Here is a 15,349-nt window from a genome sequence, read left to right on the forward strand (position 1 = left end):
CCTGTTATTTCAGTTTCTCATGGAGCTCAATCAACTCGGCGATCAGTTCACGAGCCAGCATTGATGTCATCAAATGATCCTGAGCGTGAACCAGGACCAGACTGACTTTCATTTTGCCTTCGCCCTGATCGCCTTCGATGAGTTTTGTCTGCACAAGATGCGCTTCATTGAGCGCTATGCGCGACTGGTCCATCATCGCTTTCGCCGCCTCAAAATCGCCTTCTTTCGCTTTTCTGAGCGCGCCATATGCCAGGCTGCGCGCCTGACCAGAATTGATGATAAGCCCCATAACGACTTCTTCGAGTTCCTCAGCCGCTGTCTGGTTATCTACAACATTTTCAAGATCAAACATAGTCTTTCCTCTGATTCAGCCCGGCATGGCATCCCATGCCGACGCGGAGTTTAGAATTTCAGTGCGTTAGCGATATCTTCTTCGCTTTCTTCCTGCTCAATGGCGTTCTGCGCTTTGTTAGCCACCACCACGAAGGGGAGATAAATCAGGGTAGCGACCGCCAGGTTAAATAGCGCAACCAGTAATGCGGCAACGCTGCCGTTGGTGTTAAAGAACGCCCCCAGCCCGGTTGGCATGGTCCACGGCGCAATATTGGTAATCGGCGGAATAATACCCAAATAGTAAGCCACCAGCGTAATCGCCGCCAGAATCGGCTGTACCAGAATGAAGGGGATAAACATCACCGGGTTCATAATAATCGGCAGGCCAAACAGGATGGGTTCGTTAATCTGGAAGATACCTGACGGCAGCGCCAGTTTTGCCACCTGGCGATAGTCCGCGCGACGGGATGCCAGGAAGATAGCGATGATCAGACCCAGCGTTGCGCCGCTGCCACCGAGGAAGATATAAGAATCCAGCATCGGTTTCGCCCAGATATGGAACGTTTTACCGGCTTCCAGCGCCGCATCGACGGAGCCATACTGCTGGTAAATAGAGATATTTTCCAGCGCCCAGGGCGTCATGATGCCGCTATCCAGCGCGGTCAGCGCCAGCGAACCATGAATACCAAAGAACCACAGCAGCGGTACAAAAATGACATATGCCCACCCTACCACGCTACCCAGCGATGCCAGCGGCGTAGAGATAGTGTCCATAATAATCTGATGGAAGTTAGAACCGTAATTAGACAGCGCCCAGGCAATAATCCCCATAATAGAGAGAATAATAAAGCCGGGAATTAATGCTGAGAATGAACGAGACACAGAAGCCGGTACGCTGTCCGGTAGTTTAATCACCCAGTTGCGCCGGACAACAAATGTAAACATTTCCGCGACCACCAGGCCAATAATAATACCGGAGATAATATTCGCGCCGCCCAGCCAGTTAGCGCCTACGGCATAGGCCTCGCCGACACTATACGGCGTTACGGTCATAAATGCCGCCACGGAGAGCAGTCCGGCGGCCAGCGCATCAACCTTGCGCTCTTCCGCCAGCGCCATGCCGATAAAAAATGGCGCCATGAGCGACATAATGCCCAATGTGCCGTTATAGACGTTCCCGCCGATGCCTTTCAATCCATTAAGAGTTTCAATGGTTGAGGCATCAAGCCGAATGCCCATGGAATAAAAAAACGACCCCTCCCCAAAGCTCAGGAAAACGTTATTAATTAATACAAACATCGCCCCCGCAAGGGTTAATGGCATTAAACGAATAAAGCCGTTCTTGATTGCATTAACGTGTGGCTGCTTTCCTATTTTTACAGCAAAAGGAAGGAGTACCTTTTCAAGTGAAGCAATAACGTTACTCATAGAAAAATACCCTTAAATACCGCAATAAAATATTGCGGTTAGTGTATGAAATAACTCTTTGACGGGAAAAATTAAAAAATAATTAATTCGCGGCGGCTTTTTTAATTGCCGCTACCGCAGCTTTAAGCACGCCTAAGCCATCTACCTTGCCGTACAACATTGAATCAATGACTTCTACCGGTTTACCGGGTAATAAACGCTGAATTTCGGGGAGCATATAAGCAATTTGCGGGCCTAATAACACGACGTCCGCTGCCGGGCCTTTTTCACCGGCCAGGGTTTCAGGGAATGCTTCAATAATCACCGGCACTTCATATTTTTCAGCCTGAGCGCGCATTTTTGATACCAGTAACGATGTTGACATGCCCGCAGAACAAAACAGATAAATGTGTTTCTTTTCCATAAAAACCTTCCTCATGTGCGATTATCTGTCAACCAGATACGCCGCAAGCCTCAACCTGCATCCATACTCTGGGCGACTTGCGTAACCGGATTTACTTTTTTAGGTGGCTGAAATGAGTATACGGGATCGGACCGCCGGATGGTATTTCCTTGACCCACTAAATTGTCTCTCATTGACCTGGCGTTATGACCCCCCTCACATTTCGGGCAAATAATTCGCGATAATAAATAAGGTTATGGCAGGCACAAAAAAACCGGCTCGCAGGCCGGTTTCCTTGAATGTTCAGGCAATGTACAGTTGTTACTGCTTCGGCGCCTGTGGGTCAGTGTCGTACTCCGCACAGGTCTGGTAGCCGGAGTTAATCACGTGCCCGGTATCATCCAGCGCAACAAAGTAGGTTTCCGCTTTACCATCACGTTGACCCAGGATGTAGGTCTGACAGGTACCACGCGCATGAATCATGCTCACTTCAGATGACGGTTTGCCCGCAATCTGCGCAACTTGCGCCCTGCTCATTCCTTTTTTAACATCTTTAACGACAGGCTCAACAAATTGGTCTTTTGTACGATCATACGCCGTACAGCCTGCCAGCATAGTCATTACCGCCGCTGCGCTTAAAATTCCTGCTACGTTCTTGTTCATTTTCCGTCCTCTTGTTTATCAGCGTGTTATGTAAGCCTGGAATACATCAGAACATTTTTCAAGCCGCGCCTCGCCACAAAAAGTCTTTCGGAAAATTCTCTAACGCAGCGATATGTTGTTTTAAACACCGCTTAGCCCGCCAAACCTTGTCGTTTCAGCGGCGAAGGGTTAGCTTTAACAGGGTAAAGATTCATTTTTTTAATGTCGAAGGGGGTTAAATGACTCTGCAGCAAGAGATAATCCAGGCGCTTGGCGCGAAACCGCATATCAACCCTGAAGAAGAAATTCGCCGCAGCGTGGATTTTCTTAAAGCGTACCTGAAAACCTATCCCTTTTTGAAATCGCTGGTGTTAGGCATCAGCGGCGGGCAGGATTCGACGCTGGCCGGGAAACTTAGCCAGATGGCTATCGCCGAATTGCGGGAAGAGACTGGTGATAATGCGCTGCAGTTTATCGCCGTTCGTCTGCCTTATGGCGTACAGGCCGATGAACAGGATTGCCAGGACGCCATCGCTTTTATTCAGCCGGACAGAGTACTCACCGTCAATATTAAAGGCGCCGTCCTCGCCAGCGAACAGGCGCTGCGCGAAGCGGGAATTGAGCTGAGCGATTTTGTTCGCGGCAATGAAAAAGCGCGTGAGCGAATGAAAGCGCAATATAGCATCGCCGGTATGACTCACGGCGTCGTGGTGGGCACCGACCATGCGGCGGAAGCGATAACCGGGTTCTTCACCAAATATGGCGATGGCGGTACCGATATTAACCCGCTTCATCGCCTTAACAAACGCCAGGGCAAACAGCTTCTCGCAGCGCTGGGCTGTCCTGAGCATCTGTATAAAAAAGTCCCCACCGCCGATTTGGAAGACGACCGCCCTTCACTGCCTGATGAAGCCGCGCTGGGCGTAACGTATGACAATATTGACGATTACCTGGAAGGCAAAACGCTGGACTCCGCCATCGCTAAAACTATCGAAGGCTGGTATGTAAAAACTGAACATAAGCGCCGTTTGCCGATTACGGTATTCGACGACTTTTGGAAAAAGTAAGCGTACTTCTACTGTTGTGCCGGATATCGCTCGTCTATCCGGCCTCCTCTCTTCCCAGCCTCTTTTTTAATCACCCATCCGCTGTTATACTGGATGAATAACCAGTTAACGGAGATCACTGTGGTACGGCGTCAATCAGCCCCCCGCCTTGAGTTTGAAGCAGCGGCCATTTACGAATATCCAGAACATTTACGTCCTTTCCTCAGCGAAGCGCCAGCCTTACCGGGCGTCTATATATTTCATAGCGAAAGCGAGACGCTGCCGCTTTATATCGGTAAAAGCGTAAATATTCGCAGCCGGGTGCTCTCACATCTGCGAACGCCTGACGAGGCCGCTATGCTGCGACAGGCGCGGCGGATAAGCTGGATCTGCACCGCTGGGGAAATGGGCGCGTTGCTGCTGGAGGCGCGGCTGATCAAAGAACAACAGCCGCTGTTTAACAAGCGGTTACGGCGCAATCGCCAGCTTTGCTCTCTACAGTTGAGCGAACAAAAGATTGAGGTCGTTTCCGCCCGCAGCGTCGATTTTTCCCATGAGCCGAACCTGTTTGGGCTCTTCGCCAACCGTCGGGCAGCGCTGCAAAGCTTACAGAACCTCGCCGATGAACAAAAATTGTGTTATGGCCTGCTGGGGCTTGAACCGGTAAGCCGTGGGCGCGCCTGTTTTCGTTTCGCGCTGAAGCGCTGCGCTGGCGCGTGTTGTGGGCAAGAAACCCCGCAGGCGCATTTTCTTCGCCTGCAGGCCTCACTGGAACGGTTACGTGTGGTTTGCTGGCCCTGGAATGGCGCTATCGCGTTAAAAGAGAGCCGCCCACAAATGACCCAGTTCCACATTATCAACAACTGGTTATGGCTGGGGGCGGTACCCTCGCTGGATGAGGCCGCCACCCTGGTGCGCACCCCTGCGGGCTTTGATCAGGATGGCTATAAAATTCTCTGTAAGCCACTAATGTCAGGTCAATATGAGATCATTGAACTGCACACCGACTGTCGTCAGTCATAAAGAAAACCGCCGATCCTGTCCACCTCAACGATTGTGTTGTCGACAAGACCGGCGGTCTTAAATTATGCGGAAAGTTATTCTGCCGCAGCAGGCATTTTACCTTCTTGCGCCGGGCGTTCTGTCAGACGCTTCTCAAAATTAGCGTTATATTGCTTTTTCTGCTCCGGCGTCAGAACGTTATAAATTTTATTCTGGGTTTCCATATGCGCCAGCATATTGGCCTTGCGCTGCGCTTCCATTTTCGTAATTTGCGCTTCGGCTTTAGCTTTATCGAAGGTATCGCTGGCGATAATATCATGCATGGCGCGACGCTCTTCCAGCGGCGGACGTTTCATTTGCTCGCGCTGCGCTTTCATAATGTCGCGAATTTGTTGCTTCTGTGCGTCCGTCAGGTTCAGGTTTTTAAACATCATATCGTGATGTGGGCCAAATTTACCTTTATGCTGCATCATTGGCTTCGCATCCGCTGGCGCGGCGGTGGTAGTCTCAGCGGCATGAGCCAGATTCGCAGCACCCATCGCCAGGGTAGAGGCAACAAATAGAGCAGTCAGTTTACGCATATTTCCATCCTTCCTTTCAGTTATTTTTACGGCATATTTAAAACAGCGCCGTGTTGTCGTGATTAACTTTAACCGTCTTAGCGTCAATTAGTCATAACAACGGTAAAACAATGAAAGTATAAAAAACACTTTTTCGCCAATTGTGAAGAAAAAAAGAATAAATTGCGCAGAGTTGAAAGAGAAATATACAACAGCATGATATAGCAGAAATTATGCAGAACTATAACGCAGCAACGCTTATTAATAAAGCAATTCTCCAGGAATAATCCGTAATAGCATGAAACTGTGTCCCAAATCATCCCTGTAATCCTAACGTGAGCTTACAGGGACATTTATCAGGGAAGTCTTTCCAGCATTAATCCAGCCCGCAATCCGCAGGCGACAGAGGGATTAGGAAAGAGAACATATTCAACGTCATGCGTCACCGTCACGCGCTTATCCCCCTCCTCGGCCAGCAACGTTCCCTTCGCAAAGGCAGTAAAATTCAGCGTTTGCGCATCCATATAAAGCGCGAACTTGTCGCTGTGACGCGTGATTTGCGACACCACCCGATAGCGTAGCGGCGGCGAAAACGAGGTTGACGTTTCGACACCGCTCAGCAGCGCCGACAACGCCTGCGAGGTTACACTGAACTGCGTCAGATCGTTTTGCCCAAACGGCAACGCCTTTCCCAACTCCAGCGTACAGGAAAGCGCGCCGAAATGTTCAGAGCTAAAGTGCGTAAACGTACCGCCGGGCGCCTGATGAAATACCAACGCCTCCAGTCCTGCCGCGCCCAGCCACGCCAGAAAATCCGCCTCCCACGGGCGGTCGCGCTGCGGCAATACGCCAAAACGCAAATGATGCGAGCCACGAATGGCGGTATGCAGATCCAGATGCCAGCGTACCCGCGCCTGGCCAGATGAAAAGAAGGTCTCCAGACTTAGCTCCAGCTCACGCGCCCGCCGCGTTTCATCGCTTTCGGCAAAGGACTGCCAACGCCCGCCAAACATACGGTTCATATCGCTGTGACAATAGCGTATTCCCGCCGCCAGCGCCTGCGGATTGCCGAGTACCACCAGCACTCGCCACGTTAACGTCAAGCTGCCTGAGAACAGCGCCGACAGCAGCCTATCCAGCATCTCTACCGGCGCGGTTTCATTACCGTGTATCCCCGCAGAAAGAATTAACGCGCGGTCGACCGGCGCATCGGGCGTGAGTTCAAGCAGACCATGGCCTAACCAGCGCCAGCGAAAACCCGCGCCCTTCCCCTGCGTCACCCGTGGTGTCGTGCCGCTTAGCGTCAACGCCAGAAAGTTATCCATCAGCCGCCCCCGTTTGCTGGAAAGGATAAACCGACCCCAAATCCAGCAGACGCGTTAACACATCCAGCGCCTCCCGGCCTTCTCGCAATAATAACGGATCGGCCAGATCGGCAGCGGTCAGGCGATCGCGATAATAACGATCCGCCCACGCGTTAAGGGCCGTAAACAGAGCGTCATTCATCATTACCGCTGGATTCACCGCCCGTCGTTCTTCTTCTGTTAACACCACGCGTAATCGCAGACAGGCCGGGCCGCCGCCGTTGGCCATACTTTCTCGCAAATCAAACACCTGCATCGCGCTGATGGGGTTATCCTCCGCCACCAGCTTATTCAGATAGCGCCAGACGCCGGCATGGTCCTGACATTCCCGCGGCAACACTAACAGCATTGAGCCGTCGTCACGGCTTAACAACTGACTATTAAACAGGTAGGTCGCCACAGCATCTGATACAGAAACCTCGCCGGCGGGCACCTCTATCGCCATAAAACCGTCAACGCGCGTACGCAAATGATTAATGAGCACTTTCTGACGGGCAAACGCCGCTTCGTGACAAAACAATACCTGTCGATTCGAAACGGCGATGACATCATTATGGAATACGCCTTGATCGATGACCTCCGGGTTTTGCTGAGCGAAGATAACCTGTTGCGGATTCACCTGATTAAGACGCGCCACGGCCTCGCTGGCTTCGCGGCTCTGGCGCGCCGGATAACGAGCGGGTCGTATTTCATTCTCCTCTTCGCGCCCATAGACAAAAAGCTGCACGCCTGCCGAACCATACTCGCCGCCAAGACGGTTATGATTCGCCGCGCCTTCATCTCCCAATAATGCGACCTGCGGTAACGCGCTATGCACTGAAAACTGACTTTCATCGCGAAATATGGCGCGTAGCAGCGCTTCGGTAACAGGCGCCTCAAGAGCGCGATGAAATTTATTGTTTAAATTCGCCACCGTCAGGTGAACTTTCCCGTCCAGCGCGTCTGCCGATGGGCAAACCGTCGCCGCATTCGCAACCCACATTGGCGACGCGGAACTCACGCTAGAAAGCCAGCGTGGCGCCTGACGCGCAACCTTATCCAGAATCTGCTCATCGCTACCCGTGAAGCCGAGCTGACGCAACGCCGGAATAAAAGGCCGCTCATGCGGCGGGATCACCGCCTGGGGAAAGCCGGCATCCGCCAAAGCCTTCATCTTTAGCAGCCCCTGCTTTACCGCCAGACGAGGATTCGACATCTGAAAACGGTGGCGGGTCGATGCCTCATTGCCGAAGGATAGCCCGGCATAATGGTGCGTAAGCCCCACCAGCCCGTCAAAATTAACTTCATGCGCCGTCATACCGCCTCCCTGCGAGAAAAGTCGAGGCCGGGGCTTAATGTCGCAGGCAACGTCAGTTCGGGAGATTCCAGACTGGCCATCGGCCAGGCGCAATAATCGGCGGCATACCAGGCACTGGGTCGATGGTTGCCAGACGCGCCGACACCACCAAACGGCGCAGTACTCGCTGCCCCGGTGAGCGGTTTATTCCAGTTAACGATCCCTGCCCGTGCCTCCAGCAAGAGCTGTTCGAACTGCGCGCGATCCGTCGACACCAGCCCACACGACAGACCGAAACGGGTATTATTCGCCAGACGAATCGCCTCATCGAAATGCGCATAACGCCAGACGCTCAGCAGCGGACCAAACACCTCTTCATCCGGCACATCCGCGACGCCCGTCAGCTCAATGATGCCAGGCGTCAGCAGAGAGGTTCCCTCTTTGACCTTCCGCGGCGCCAGTAGCGTGCGACCACCTAATGCCTCTCGTTGACGCCAGGCCTCCATCACATGCTGTGCCGCCTGCGCTGAAATCAGTCCGCCGATAAACGGCTGCGGATCATCGTCCCATCTGCCGGGCTGCAGACGTCCGGCGACGTCAACCAGCCGCGCCAGAAATGCATCTCCCTGCGCACCCTGTTTTACCAGAAGGCGTCGCGCGCAGGTACAGCGCTGTCCGGCGGTAATAAACGCCGATTGCAGCGTCAGATGTACCGCCGCATCTATATTTGCCGCATCCTCAATAATGAGCGGATTGTTTCCGCCCATTTCAAGGGCCAGGATTTTTTCCGGCTGGCCGGATAGCTGGCGATGAAGCTGATATCCGGTACTGGCGCTGCCGGTAAACAGCAGTCCGTCGAGATCGTCGAGCGAACTCAGCGCTTGTCCGGTCTCCCGGCCGCCCTACACCAGATTAAGAACGCCTGCCGGTAGCCCGGCCCGTTCCCAGAATTTTATTACCGTTTCCCCGGTCCATGGCGTTAGCTCGCTAGGTTTGAAAATCAGCGTATTGCCTGCCAGCAACGCGGGCACAATATGGCCATTCGGTAAATGGCCGGGAAAGTTATAAGGGCCGAATACCGCCAGCACACCGTGAGGACGATGGCGCAACGTCGCGGCGCCATCGACAAGTTCGCTTTTTTGTTCGCCTGTTCTGGCATGGTAAGCCTTAATCGAGATGGCAATCTTATTGATCATCGCCGTCACTTCCGTTGCCGCCTCCCAGCGCGGTTTACCGGTTTCACGCGCGATGACCTCCGTGAGCTCGGCTTTATGCGCCTCCAGCAGGGCGGCAAATTTCTCTACGATAGCCTGTCGTGCCGCAAAAGGCTGTCTGGCCCAACGAGGAAACGCCGCGCGCGCCGCCTGACAGGCCTCGGCGACCTGTGCCGCATTAGCGTCATTCCCCTGCCAAAGTATCTCCGCGCTCACCGGGTTCGTTTTGCGGCGGCGTTCGCCCTGACCGGTTATCCAGTCGCCGTTTATCCATAGCGTCATACGGTTTTCTCCTCAGCGCAAAGGCGTACCAGCCGAACGTGGTCGCCCGCGCGACATTTCAGCGCATCCAACTGCGCGGCGGTAAGTACAAGTCGTGAAGTCTGCGGATCGGCACGCACCAGCGCGGCCCGAAAGTGGTGATAGTTTTCATTGGCGACCAGACATGCCGGATAGTCGCCAGGCGCGGGTTGCCCTTCCGCGACTTCCACCAGCCAGCTTTTACGAATGGCCCGCACGCGGTCAATATCACACTCCAGCGTCGGCCCGCCGTCGAAGATGTCGATATAGTGGCGATAGCGAAAACCTTCCTTTTCCAGCACCGCGCGGGCTGGCGCCGTTTGCGGGTGGACTTCGCCAATTACGGCCTGTGCCTCTTCAGATAAGAAGTGGGTATAAATAGGATGTTTGGGCATCAGCTCGGCGATAAACGCTTTTTGCCCGGTACCGCATAAAAAATCCGCCCGGCTGAAATCCATAGAGAAAAAGCGTTTGCCGAGACTTTGCCAGAAGGGAGAATAACCGTGCTCGTCAATGACGCCGCGCATTTCCGCCACCACTTTCTCATTGAATTTATCGCGAAACGCGGCCATAAACATAAAGCGCGATTTTGACAACAGGTAGCCGTTACCCTCTTTACGCCATTCGGGATCGAGAAACAGCGTGCAAAGCTCACTGCTGCCAGTGTGATCATTACTCAGGAATAATGTTGGCAACGCGTTATATACATTCAGCTCTTTGGAGGCATGAACCAGCGTACCGACACGATAGTTATACCAGGGGTCGTTAAGGCCGACCGCGACCTCAATGGCGCAGATCCCGCCGACCTCACCCGTTTCACTGTCTTCGAGAACGAATACATACCCTTGTTCGCCTTTTGGCAGCTCGCCGGACCAGGTTTTTAGCGCGCGTTCAATGCGGGCCGCCAGCGTCGCTTCATTTGCCGGTAGCGAGGTTAAGCCGCCGCCCGTTTTGCCTGCAAGCTGCATCAGCGCGGCGATATCCGCATGTTCGACAGGACGAATCACCCGCATGATGCGCCTCCCGTCTGAAGGCGTTCGCACGCCATGGCAAAACGATCAAGCCCGGTGGCTATCTCCTCGTCGCTCACATTTAACGCTGGCGCAAAACGCACCACGTCGCCACCGGCGATGAGCACCATCACGCCTGCTTTTGCCGCTTCCTGGGCGATGAGTTTGGCTTTTCCGGCAAACTCCGTCTGTAGCACACAACCAAGCAGTAGCCCCAGACCGCGAATTTCACTGAACATGCCAAAACGCACATTAAGGGTATTTAGACGTTCAATAAACGCATCGTGGCGCTGTCTGACGCCGTTTTGCATCTCCGGCGTATTGATGATATCCAGTACTTTTCCGGCAACTGCCGTCGCCAGCGGATTACCGCCGTAGGTGGTGCCATGCGTGCCTGGCGTCATAACGCTGGCATAGTCTTGCGTGGTCAGCATCGCGCCGATCGGGAAGCCGCCGCCCAACGCTTTAGCGGTCGTCAGGATATCGGGCGTAACGCCATAATGCATATATGCATACAGTTCGCCGGTACGTCCGACGCCCGTCTGCACCTCATCAAAAATCAGTAACGCCTGATGCCGGTCGCACAATTCACGCAGCCCCTGCAAAAAAGCTTTCGTGGCGGGGATCACGCCGCCCTCGCCCTGCACAGGTTCTACGATCACGGCGCAGGTATTGTCATCAATTAGCGCGCTGGCGGAGTTCAGATCGTTATAGGCTGCATGACGAATATCCGGCGGCAGCGGCGCAAAGTCCTGTGAATAGGTGGGTTGACCGCCAGCGCTGACGGTAAAGAGCGTGCGGCCATGGAACGCGTTTTTAAAGGCCACAATGCCGCTTTTATGATTGCCGACACGATCGTGGGCATATTTGCGCGCCAGTTTTAATGCTGCTTCATTTGCTTCAGCGCCTGAATTACAAAAGAAAACGCGTTCGGCGAAGGTCGCGTCGATCAGTTTTTTCGCCAGTCGCAGCGCCGGTTCATTGGTGTAACCGTTCCCGGTATGCCAGAAGCGATTCGCCTGTTCATTTAACGCCTCGCGCAGCGCCGGATGCGCATGTCCCAATGCGTTGACCGCGATCCCGCCAGCAAAATCAATGTACTCTTTCCCCTGCTGATCCCACAGGCGTGAGCCTTCTCCGCGTACAGGAATAAAAGGCGCGGGAACATATACCGGCACCATCCATTCATCAAACTTTTCGCGCGTAACTGACAGAGACATAGCGACCTCTTTTGGTAAAAATAAAGTTATTTATATGTTAATTAATATGAGTGTTTGCGCTGTAAATGTAGATTGCAGCATTCGTGCCAGCCAGCGTTAACATTGCATAAACAGAAGTGATAAACGGTAAATCAATGGGTTACAGCGTAGCGATATTCACTTTTACTGCATGAAAAGTGAATATCCCCGCATAATCGGCGGCCAAAAAGAGGAAAAAGCGAAATATTATTCAGTTGCCAAATATAATTCTGGAATTGTGATCTTATACGAAATTTACTGGAAATTACCGCCCCGTTCTGGCGCATCTGCACGCAAACTGTGCCATTTTCGCGCTATAGAAAACACCATACGCTTCCATTGGCCGAATCTGACGATGAGTGGCAGCCACCCGGTAAAATTTCTGCTACCATCCCAACACGATTCACCTTGCAAAGTGGCAGTGACTATGAAATTTGTCTCTTTTAATATCAACGGCCTGCGCGCCCGTCCCCATCAGCTTGAAGCGATTGTCGAAAAACACCAGCCCGATGTGATCGGTCTACAGGAGACAAAAGTCCACGACGAAATGTTCCCGCTCGAAGAGGTCGCGAAGCTGGGCTATAACGTTTTCTATCATGGACAAAAAGGCCATTACGGCGTCGCGCTGCTAACAAAAGCCACGCCCATTTCCGTCAGACGCGGTTTCCCGGATGATGGCGAAGAGGCGCAACGCCGCATTATCATGGCGGAAATCCCCTCGCCGCTGGGTAATATTACCGTCATTAACGGCTATTTCCCGCAGGGGGAAAGCCGGGATCATCCGTTGAAGTTCCCCGCGAAAGCGCAGTTTTATCAGAACTTGCAAAACTATCTTGAAACGGAACTCAAGTGCGATAATCCGGTATTAATTATGGGCGACATGAATATCAGCCCGACCGATCTGGATATTGGCATCGGCGAAGAAAACCGCAAACGCTGGCTGCGTACCGGTAAATGCTCCTTCCTGCCGGAGGAGCGTGAATGGATGTCACGGTTACTGAAGTGGGGATTAGTAGACACGTTCCGTCAGGCGAATCCGCAAACGATGGATAAATTTTCGTGGTTTGATTACCGCTCAAAAGGTTTCGTGGATAATCGCGGACTGCGTATCGACCTCTTGCTGGCAAGCGCTCCGCTGGCGGAACGTTGCGCAGAAACCGGTATAGACTACGACATTCGCAGTATGGAAAAACCCTCCGACCATGCGCCGGTCTGGGCGACGTTTCGTGTTTGATTCCGCTTTCTGATTAACCGTAAGGCCGGGATAGCGCGACGCTTCCCGGCAGGAATAACGACCTTAACGACAATGATAAAAAAACTCGATGTTGTTGCCGCCATCATTGAACGCGACGGCAAAATTCTGCTGGCCCAGCGCCCAGATCATGCGGATCAAGCCGGTTTATGGGAGTTTGCCGGCGGTAAAGTCGAACCCGGCGAAACCCAGCCGCAGGCGCTTGTCCGCGAGCTACGCGAAGAGTTAGGGATTGACGCCACGCCCGGCGTCTATATCGCCAGCCATCAACGCGACGTGTCTGGCCGACGAATTCATTTGCACGCCTGGCATGTGCCTGCTTTTAACGGTCTGATACGTGCGCTGGAACATCAGGCATTAGCCTGGTGTACGCCGGAAGAGGCGCTGGAGTACCCCCTCGCCCCGGCGGATATTCCGCTATTGCAGGCGTTTATGGCTTTACGCGACGCCAGACTAACGGATTCGTGCTGATGGTTTTTTCGTCACGCTGGCACTGGAGCAAGACGCCTTCCACTTTTATTACCGCACCTTCGGAGTAATTCTGATCCTGGTAAACGCAGCACTGAATGCAGGGCTGGGACGACTGACCGCGCGTGCTGAAAACTTCCGGCGGGACATTCACCTGAATATCAGGACGACTGTTCTGGTTTGCCAGCCCGACCATTGGCATTATCGCCATCACGGCGACCACGAGGCTTCGGCGCATAGGATTTCCTTATTTTTCTAAGCATATTCTCAGTATAACGGTAAGCCGCCGTGAAAACTTTAATCCTCTTTTGTCATCGCTTTTAGTTATGACCCTCGCCCCGTTATGAATTTACTTAGCAGCGTCATTTTTTTCTTGCTTACCGTCACATTGCTGATGGTATAGTCGAAAACTGCAAATACATATTCTGATAAAACGCAAATACAACCACATTAATATATAAGAGGTTTTTATATCTATGGATCAGACATGTTCTCTGGAATCGTTCCTCAACCATGTACAAAAGCGCGACCCGCATCAAACCGAGTTCGCGCAAGCCGTCCGTGAAGTCATGACCACCCTGTGGCCGTTTCTTGAACAAAACCCCCGTTACCGCCACATGTCTTTACTGGAACGTTTGGTTGAACCAGAGCGCGTAATTCAGTTTCGCGTAGTGTGGCTGGACGACAAAAACCAGGTGCAGGTAAATCGCGCCTGGCGCGTGCAGTTCAACTCTGCTATCGGCCCCTATAAAGGCGGTATGCGCTTTCATCCTTCGGTAAACCTTTCCATCCTTAAGTTCCTCGGCTTTGAGCAAACCTTTAAAAATGCCCTCACCACGTTGCCGATGGGCGGCGGTAAAGGCGGCAGTGATTTCGATCCGAAAGGGAAAAGCGAAGGCGAAGTGATGCGTTTCTGCCAGGCGCTGATGACTGAACTGTATCGCCATTTAGGGCCGGATACCGACGTACCTGCCGGGGATATCGGCGTGGGCGGGCGCGAAGTGGGCTTTATGGCGGGAATGATGCGCAAGCTTTCCAATAACAGCGCCTGCGTCTTCACCGGCAAAGGGCTTTCCTTCGGCGGCAGCCTGATTCGCCCGGAGGCGACGGGCTATGGCCTGGTCTACTTCACTGAAGCGATGCTTAAACGTCATGGTCTTGGTTTCGAAGGGATGCGCGTCGCCGTGTCCGGCTCCGGCAACGTAGCGCAATACGCCATTGAGAAAGCGATGGCCTTTGGCGCGCGCGTGGTTACCGCGTCGGATTCGAGCGGGACAGTGGTCGATGAAAGTGGCTTCACGCCAGAGAAGCTGGCGCGTCTGTGTGAAATTAAAGCCAGCCGTGACGGTCGCGTCGCTGACTACGCCCGTGAGTTTGGCTTAACCTATCTGGAAGGCCAGCAGCCCTGGAGCGTACCGGTGGATATCGCCCTGCCATGCGCGACGCAGAACGAACTGGACGTTGACGCCGCGCGCGTACTGATTGCCAATGGCGTAAAAGCCGTGGCGGAAGGGGCAAATATGCCAACCACGATTGAAGCGACCGATCTCTTCCTTGAGGCAGGCGTACTGTTTGCGCCGGGTAAAGCCGCCAACGCGGGCGGCGTGGCGACATCGGGGCTGGAAATGGCGCAGAACGCCGCGCGGTTGAGCTGGAAAGCCGAGAAAGTGGACGCCCGTCTGCATCACATTATGCTGGATATCCATCACGCCTGTGTCGAGTACGGCGGCGATAATAAGCATACCAACTACGTTCAGGGCGCCAACATCGCCGGTTTCGTGAAAGTCGCCGACGCCATGCTGGCGCTGGGCGTCATTTAATCCCGTCGTCAGGC

15 protein-coding genes and 1 pseudogene are annotated in these 15,349 nt (G+C 53.4%); 5 read left to right on the forward strand and 11 right to left on the reverse strand.

Annotated elements, in window-relative coordinates; genetic code table 11:
* Window positions 1–4: 4 nt before the first annotated feature.
* The 4 genes from chbA to osmE form a co-directional block, all read right to left on the reverse strand.
* Entirely contained in the window at window positions 5–352 is a 348-nt protein-coding gene (chbA, locus tag ABVN44_RS00935; protein WP_000459883.1) for a PTS N,N'-diacetylchitobiose transporter subunit IIA, read from the reverse strand.
* Window positions 353–402: 50 nt separating this feature from the next.
* Complete coding sequence (gene chbC / locus ABVN44_RS00940; protein ID WP_000073067.1) at window positions 403–1,761, reverse strand: PTS N,N'-diacetylchitobiose transporter subunit IIC; 1,359 nt, start codon at window positions 1,759–1,761, stop codon at window positions 403–405.
* An 82-nt stretch (window positions 1,762–1,843) separates the two neighbouring features.
* On the reverse strand, window positions 1,844–2,164 hold the full coding sequence (gene chbB / locus ABVN44_RS00945) for a PTS N,N'-diacetylchitobiose transporter subunit IIB (protein ID WP_000412161.1): 321 nt from the start codon (window positions 2,162–2,164) through the stop codon (window positions 1,844–1,846).
* A 300-nt stretch (window positions 2,165–2,464) separates the two neighbouring features.
* Complete coding sequence (gene osmE, locus ABVN44_RS00950; RefSeq protein WP_001039301.1) at window positions 2,465–2,806, reverse strand: osmotically-inducible lipoprotein OsmE; 342 nt, start codon at window positions 2,804–2,806, stop codon at window positions 2,465–2,467.
* 218 nt (window positions 2,807–3,024) lie between these two features.
* On the opposite strand from osmE, the gene nadE reads away from it, so the two are divergent.
* Both nadE and cho read left to right on the forward strand, forming a co-directional pair.
* Window positions 3,025–3,852 carry an ammonia-dependent NAD(+) synthetase gene (gene nadE, locus ABVN44_RS00955; RefSeq protein ID WP_000174982.1) on the forward strand — a complete coding sequence of 276 codons (828 nt, stop codon included), beginning with the start codon at window positions 3,025–3,027 and terminating at the stop codon, window positions 3,850–3,852.
* Between the two features lie 120 nt (window positions 3,853–3,972).
* Entirely contained in the window at window positions 3,973–4,854 is an 882-nt protein-coding gene (gene cho / locus ABVN44_RS00960; protein WP_023231505.1) for an excinuclease Cho, read from the forward strand.
* A gap of 74 nt (window positions 4,855–4,928) precedes the next feature.
* On the opposite strand, the gene spy is transcribed toward cho, so the two are convergent.
* The 6 genes and pseudogenes from spy to ABVN44_RS00990 form a co-directional block, all read right to left on the reverse strand.
* Window positions 4,929–5,414, reverse strand: coding sequence for an ATP-independent periplasmic protein-refolding chaperone Spy (gene spy, locus ABVN44_RS00965; RefSeq protein ID WP_001229001.1), 486 nt, complete (start codon window positions 5,412–5,414; stop codon window positions 4,929–4,931).
* Window positions 5,415–5,749: 335 nt separating this feature from the next.
* The gene (astE, locus tag ABVN44_RS00970; RefSeq protein ID WP_023231506.1) at window positions 5,750–6,718 is read right to left on the reverse strand and encodes a succinylglutamate desuccinylase; all 969 of its coding nucleotides are present in this window, start codon (window positions 6,716–6,718) and stop codon (window positions 5,750–5,752) included.
* Window positions 6,711–8,054: an N-succinylarginine dihydrolase gene (gene astB / locus ABVN44_RS00975; RefSeq protein ID WP_048348860.1), complete on the reverse strand. Its 1,344-nt coding sequence runs from the start codon at window positions 8,052–8,054 to the stop codon at window positions 6,711–6,713. The genes astE and astB overlap by 8 nt, the downstream gene beginning before the upstream one ends.
* Window positions 8,051–9,529: pseudogene (gene astD, locus ABVN44_RS00980) on the reverse strand (succinylglutamate-semialdehyde dehydrogenase). Before astD ends, astB begins: the two are co-directional and overlap by 4 nt.
* Entirely contained in the window at window positions 9,526–10,560 is a 1,035-nt protein-coding gene (astA, locus tag ABVN44_RS00985) for an arginine N-succinyltransferase (protein WP_023231775.1), read from the reverse strand. Before astA ends, astD begins: the two are co-directional and overlap by 4 nt.
* Window positions 10,551–11,777, reverse strand: coding sequence for an aspartate aminotransferase family protein (locus ABVN44_RS00990; RefSeq protein ID WP_023231774.1), 1,227 nt, complete (start codon window positions 11,775–11,777; stop codon window positions 10,551–10,553). The genes astA and ABVN44_RS00990 overlap by 10 nt, the downstream gene beginning before the upstream one ends.
* 445 nt (window positions 11,778–12,222) lie before the next feature.
* Here ABVN44_RS00990 and xthA point away from each other — a divergent pair, with 445 nt between their 5' ends.
* Together xthA and ABVN44_RS01000 are read left to right on the forward strand one after the other, a co-directional pair.
* Entirely contained in the window at window positions 12,223–13,029 is an 807-nt protein-coding gene (xthA, locus tag ABVN44_RS00995) for an exodeoxyribonuclease III (protein WP_000673954.1), read from the forward strand.
* Window positions 13,030–13,101: 72 nt separating this feature from the next.
* On the forward strand, window positions 13,102–13,518 hold the full coding sequence (locus tag ABVN44_RS01000; RefSeq protein WP_001527820.1) for a pyrimidine (deoxy)nucleoside triphosphate diphosphatase: 417 nt from the start codon (window positions 13,102–13,104) through the stop codon (window positions 13,516–13,518).
* Here the strand turns inward: ABVN44_RS01000 and ABVN44_RS01005 are convergent.
* Window positions 13,478–13,753, reverse strand: a complete 276-nt coding sequence (locus ABVN44_RS01005; RefSeq protein ID WP_001254682.1) for a YnjH family protein — start codon at window positions 13,751–13,753, stop codon at window positions 13,478–13,480. The genes ABVN44_RS01000 and ABVN44_RS01005 overlap by 41 nt on opposite strands.
* A 238-nt stretch (window positions 13,754–13,991) precedes the next feature.
* On the opposite strand from ABVN44_RS01005, the gene gdhA reads away from it, so the two are divergent.
* A complete protein-coding gene (gene gdhA, locus ABVN44_RS01010) occupies window positions 13,992–15,335 on the forward strand; it encodes an NADP-specific glutamate dehydrogenase (protein WP_129339441.1) in 1,344 nt (447 codons plus the stop codon).
* The last annotated feature ends 14 nt before the right edge of the window (window positions 15,336–15,349 follow it).

It is taken from the genome of Salmonella sp. SJTUF15570 (assembly GCF_043357055.1).
Classification (GTDB): domain Bacteria; phylum Pseudomonadota; class Gammaproteobacteria; order Enterobacterales; family Enterobacteriaceae; genus Salmonella; species Salmonella enterica.

Bases quoted from the DNA above. Each gene is read 5' to 3' on its own strand.
- chbC (WP_000073067.1), bottom strand. From the start codon at position 1,761: ATGAGTAACGTTATTGCTTCACTTGAAAAGGTACTCCTTCCTTTTGCT.
- spy (WP_001229001.1), bottom strand. From the start codon at position 5,414: ATGCGTAAACTGACTGCTCTATTTGTTGCCTCTACCCTGGCGATGGGT.
- ABVN44_RS01005 (WP_001254682.1), bottom strand. From the start codon at position 13,753: ATGCGCCGAAGCCTCGTGGTCGCCGTGATGGCGATAATGCCAATGGTC.
- osmE (WP_001039301.1), bottom strand. From the start codon at position 2,806: ATGAACAAGAACGTAGCAGGAATTTTAAGCGCAGCGGCGGTAATGACT.
- xthA (WP_000673954.1), top strand. From the start codon at position 12,223: ATGAAATTTGTCTCTTTTAATATCAACGGCCTGCGCGCCCGTCCCCAT.
- ABVN44_RS00990 (WP_023231774.1), bottom strand. From the start codon at position 11,777: ATGTCTCTGTCAGTTACGCGCGAAAAGTTTGATGAATGGATGGTGCCG.
- gdhA (WP_129339441.1), top strand. From the start codon at position 13,992: ATGGATCAGACATGTTCTCTGGAATCGTTCCTCAACCATGTACAAAAG.
- astA (WP_023231775.1), bottom strand. From the start codon at position 10,560: ATGCGGGTGATTCGTCCTGTCGAACATGCGGATATCGCCGCGCTGATG.
- nadE (WP_000174982.1), top strand. From the start codon at position 3,025: ATGACTCTGCAGCAAGAGATAATCCAGGCGCTTGGCGCGAAACCGCAT.
- astE (WP_023231506.1), bottom strand. From the start codon at position 6,718: ATGGATAACTTTCTGGCGTTGACGCTAAGCGGCACGACACCACGGGTG.
- astB (WP_048348860.1), bottom strand. From the start codon at position 8,054: ATGACGGCGCATGAAGTTAATTTTGACGGGCTGGTGGGGCTTACGCAC.
- chbB (WP_000412161.1), bottom strand. From the start codon at position 2,164: ATGGAAAAGAAACACATTTATCTGTTTTGTTCTGCGGGCATGTCAACA.
- ABVN44_RS01000 (WP_001527820.1), top strand. From the start codon at position 13,102: ATGATAAAAAAACTCGATGTTGTTGCCGCCATCATTGAACGCGACGGC.
- chbA (WP_000459883.1), bottom strand. From the start codon at position 352: ATGTTTGATCTTGAAAATGTTGTAGATAACCAGACAGCGGCTGAGGAA.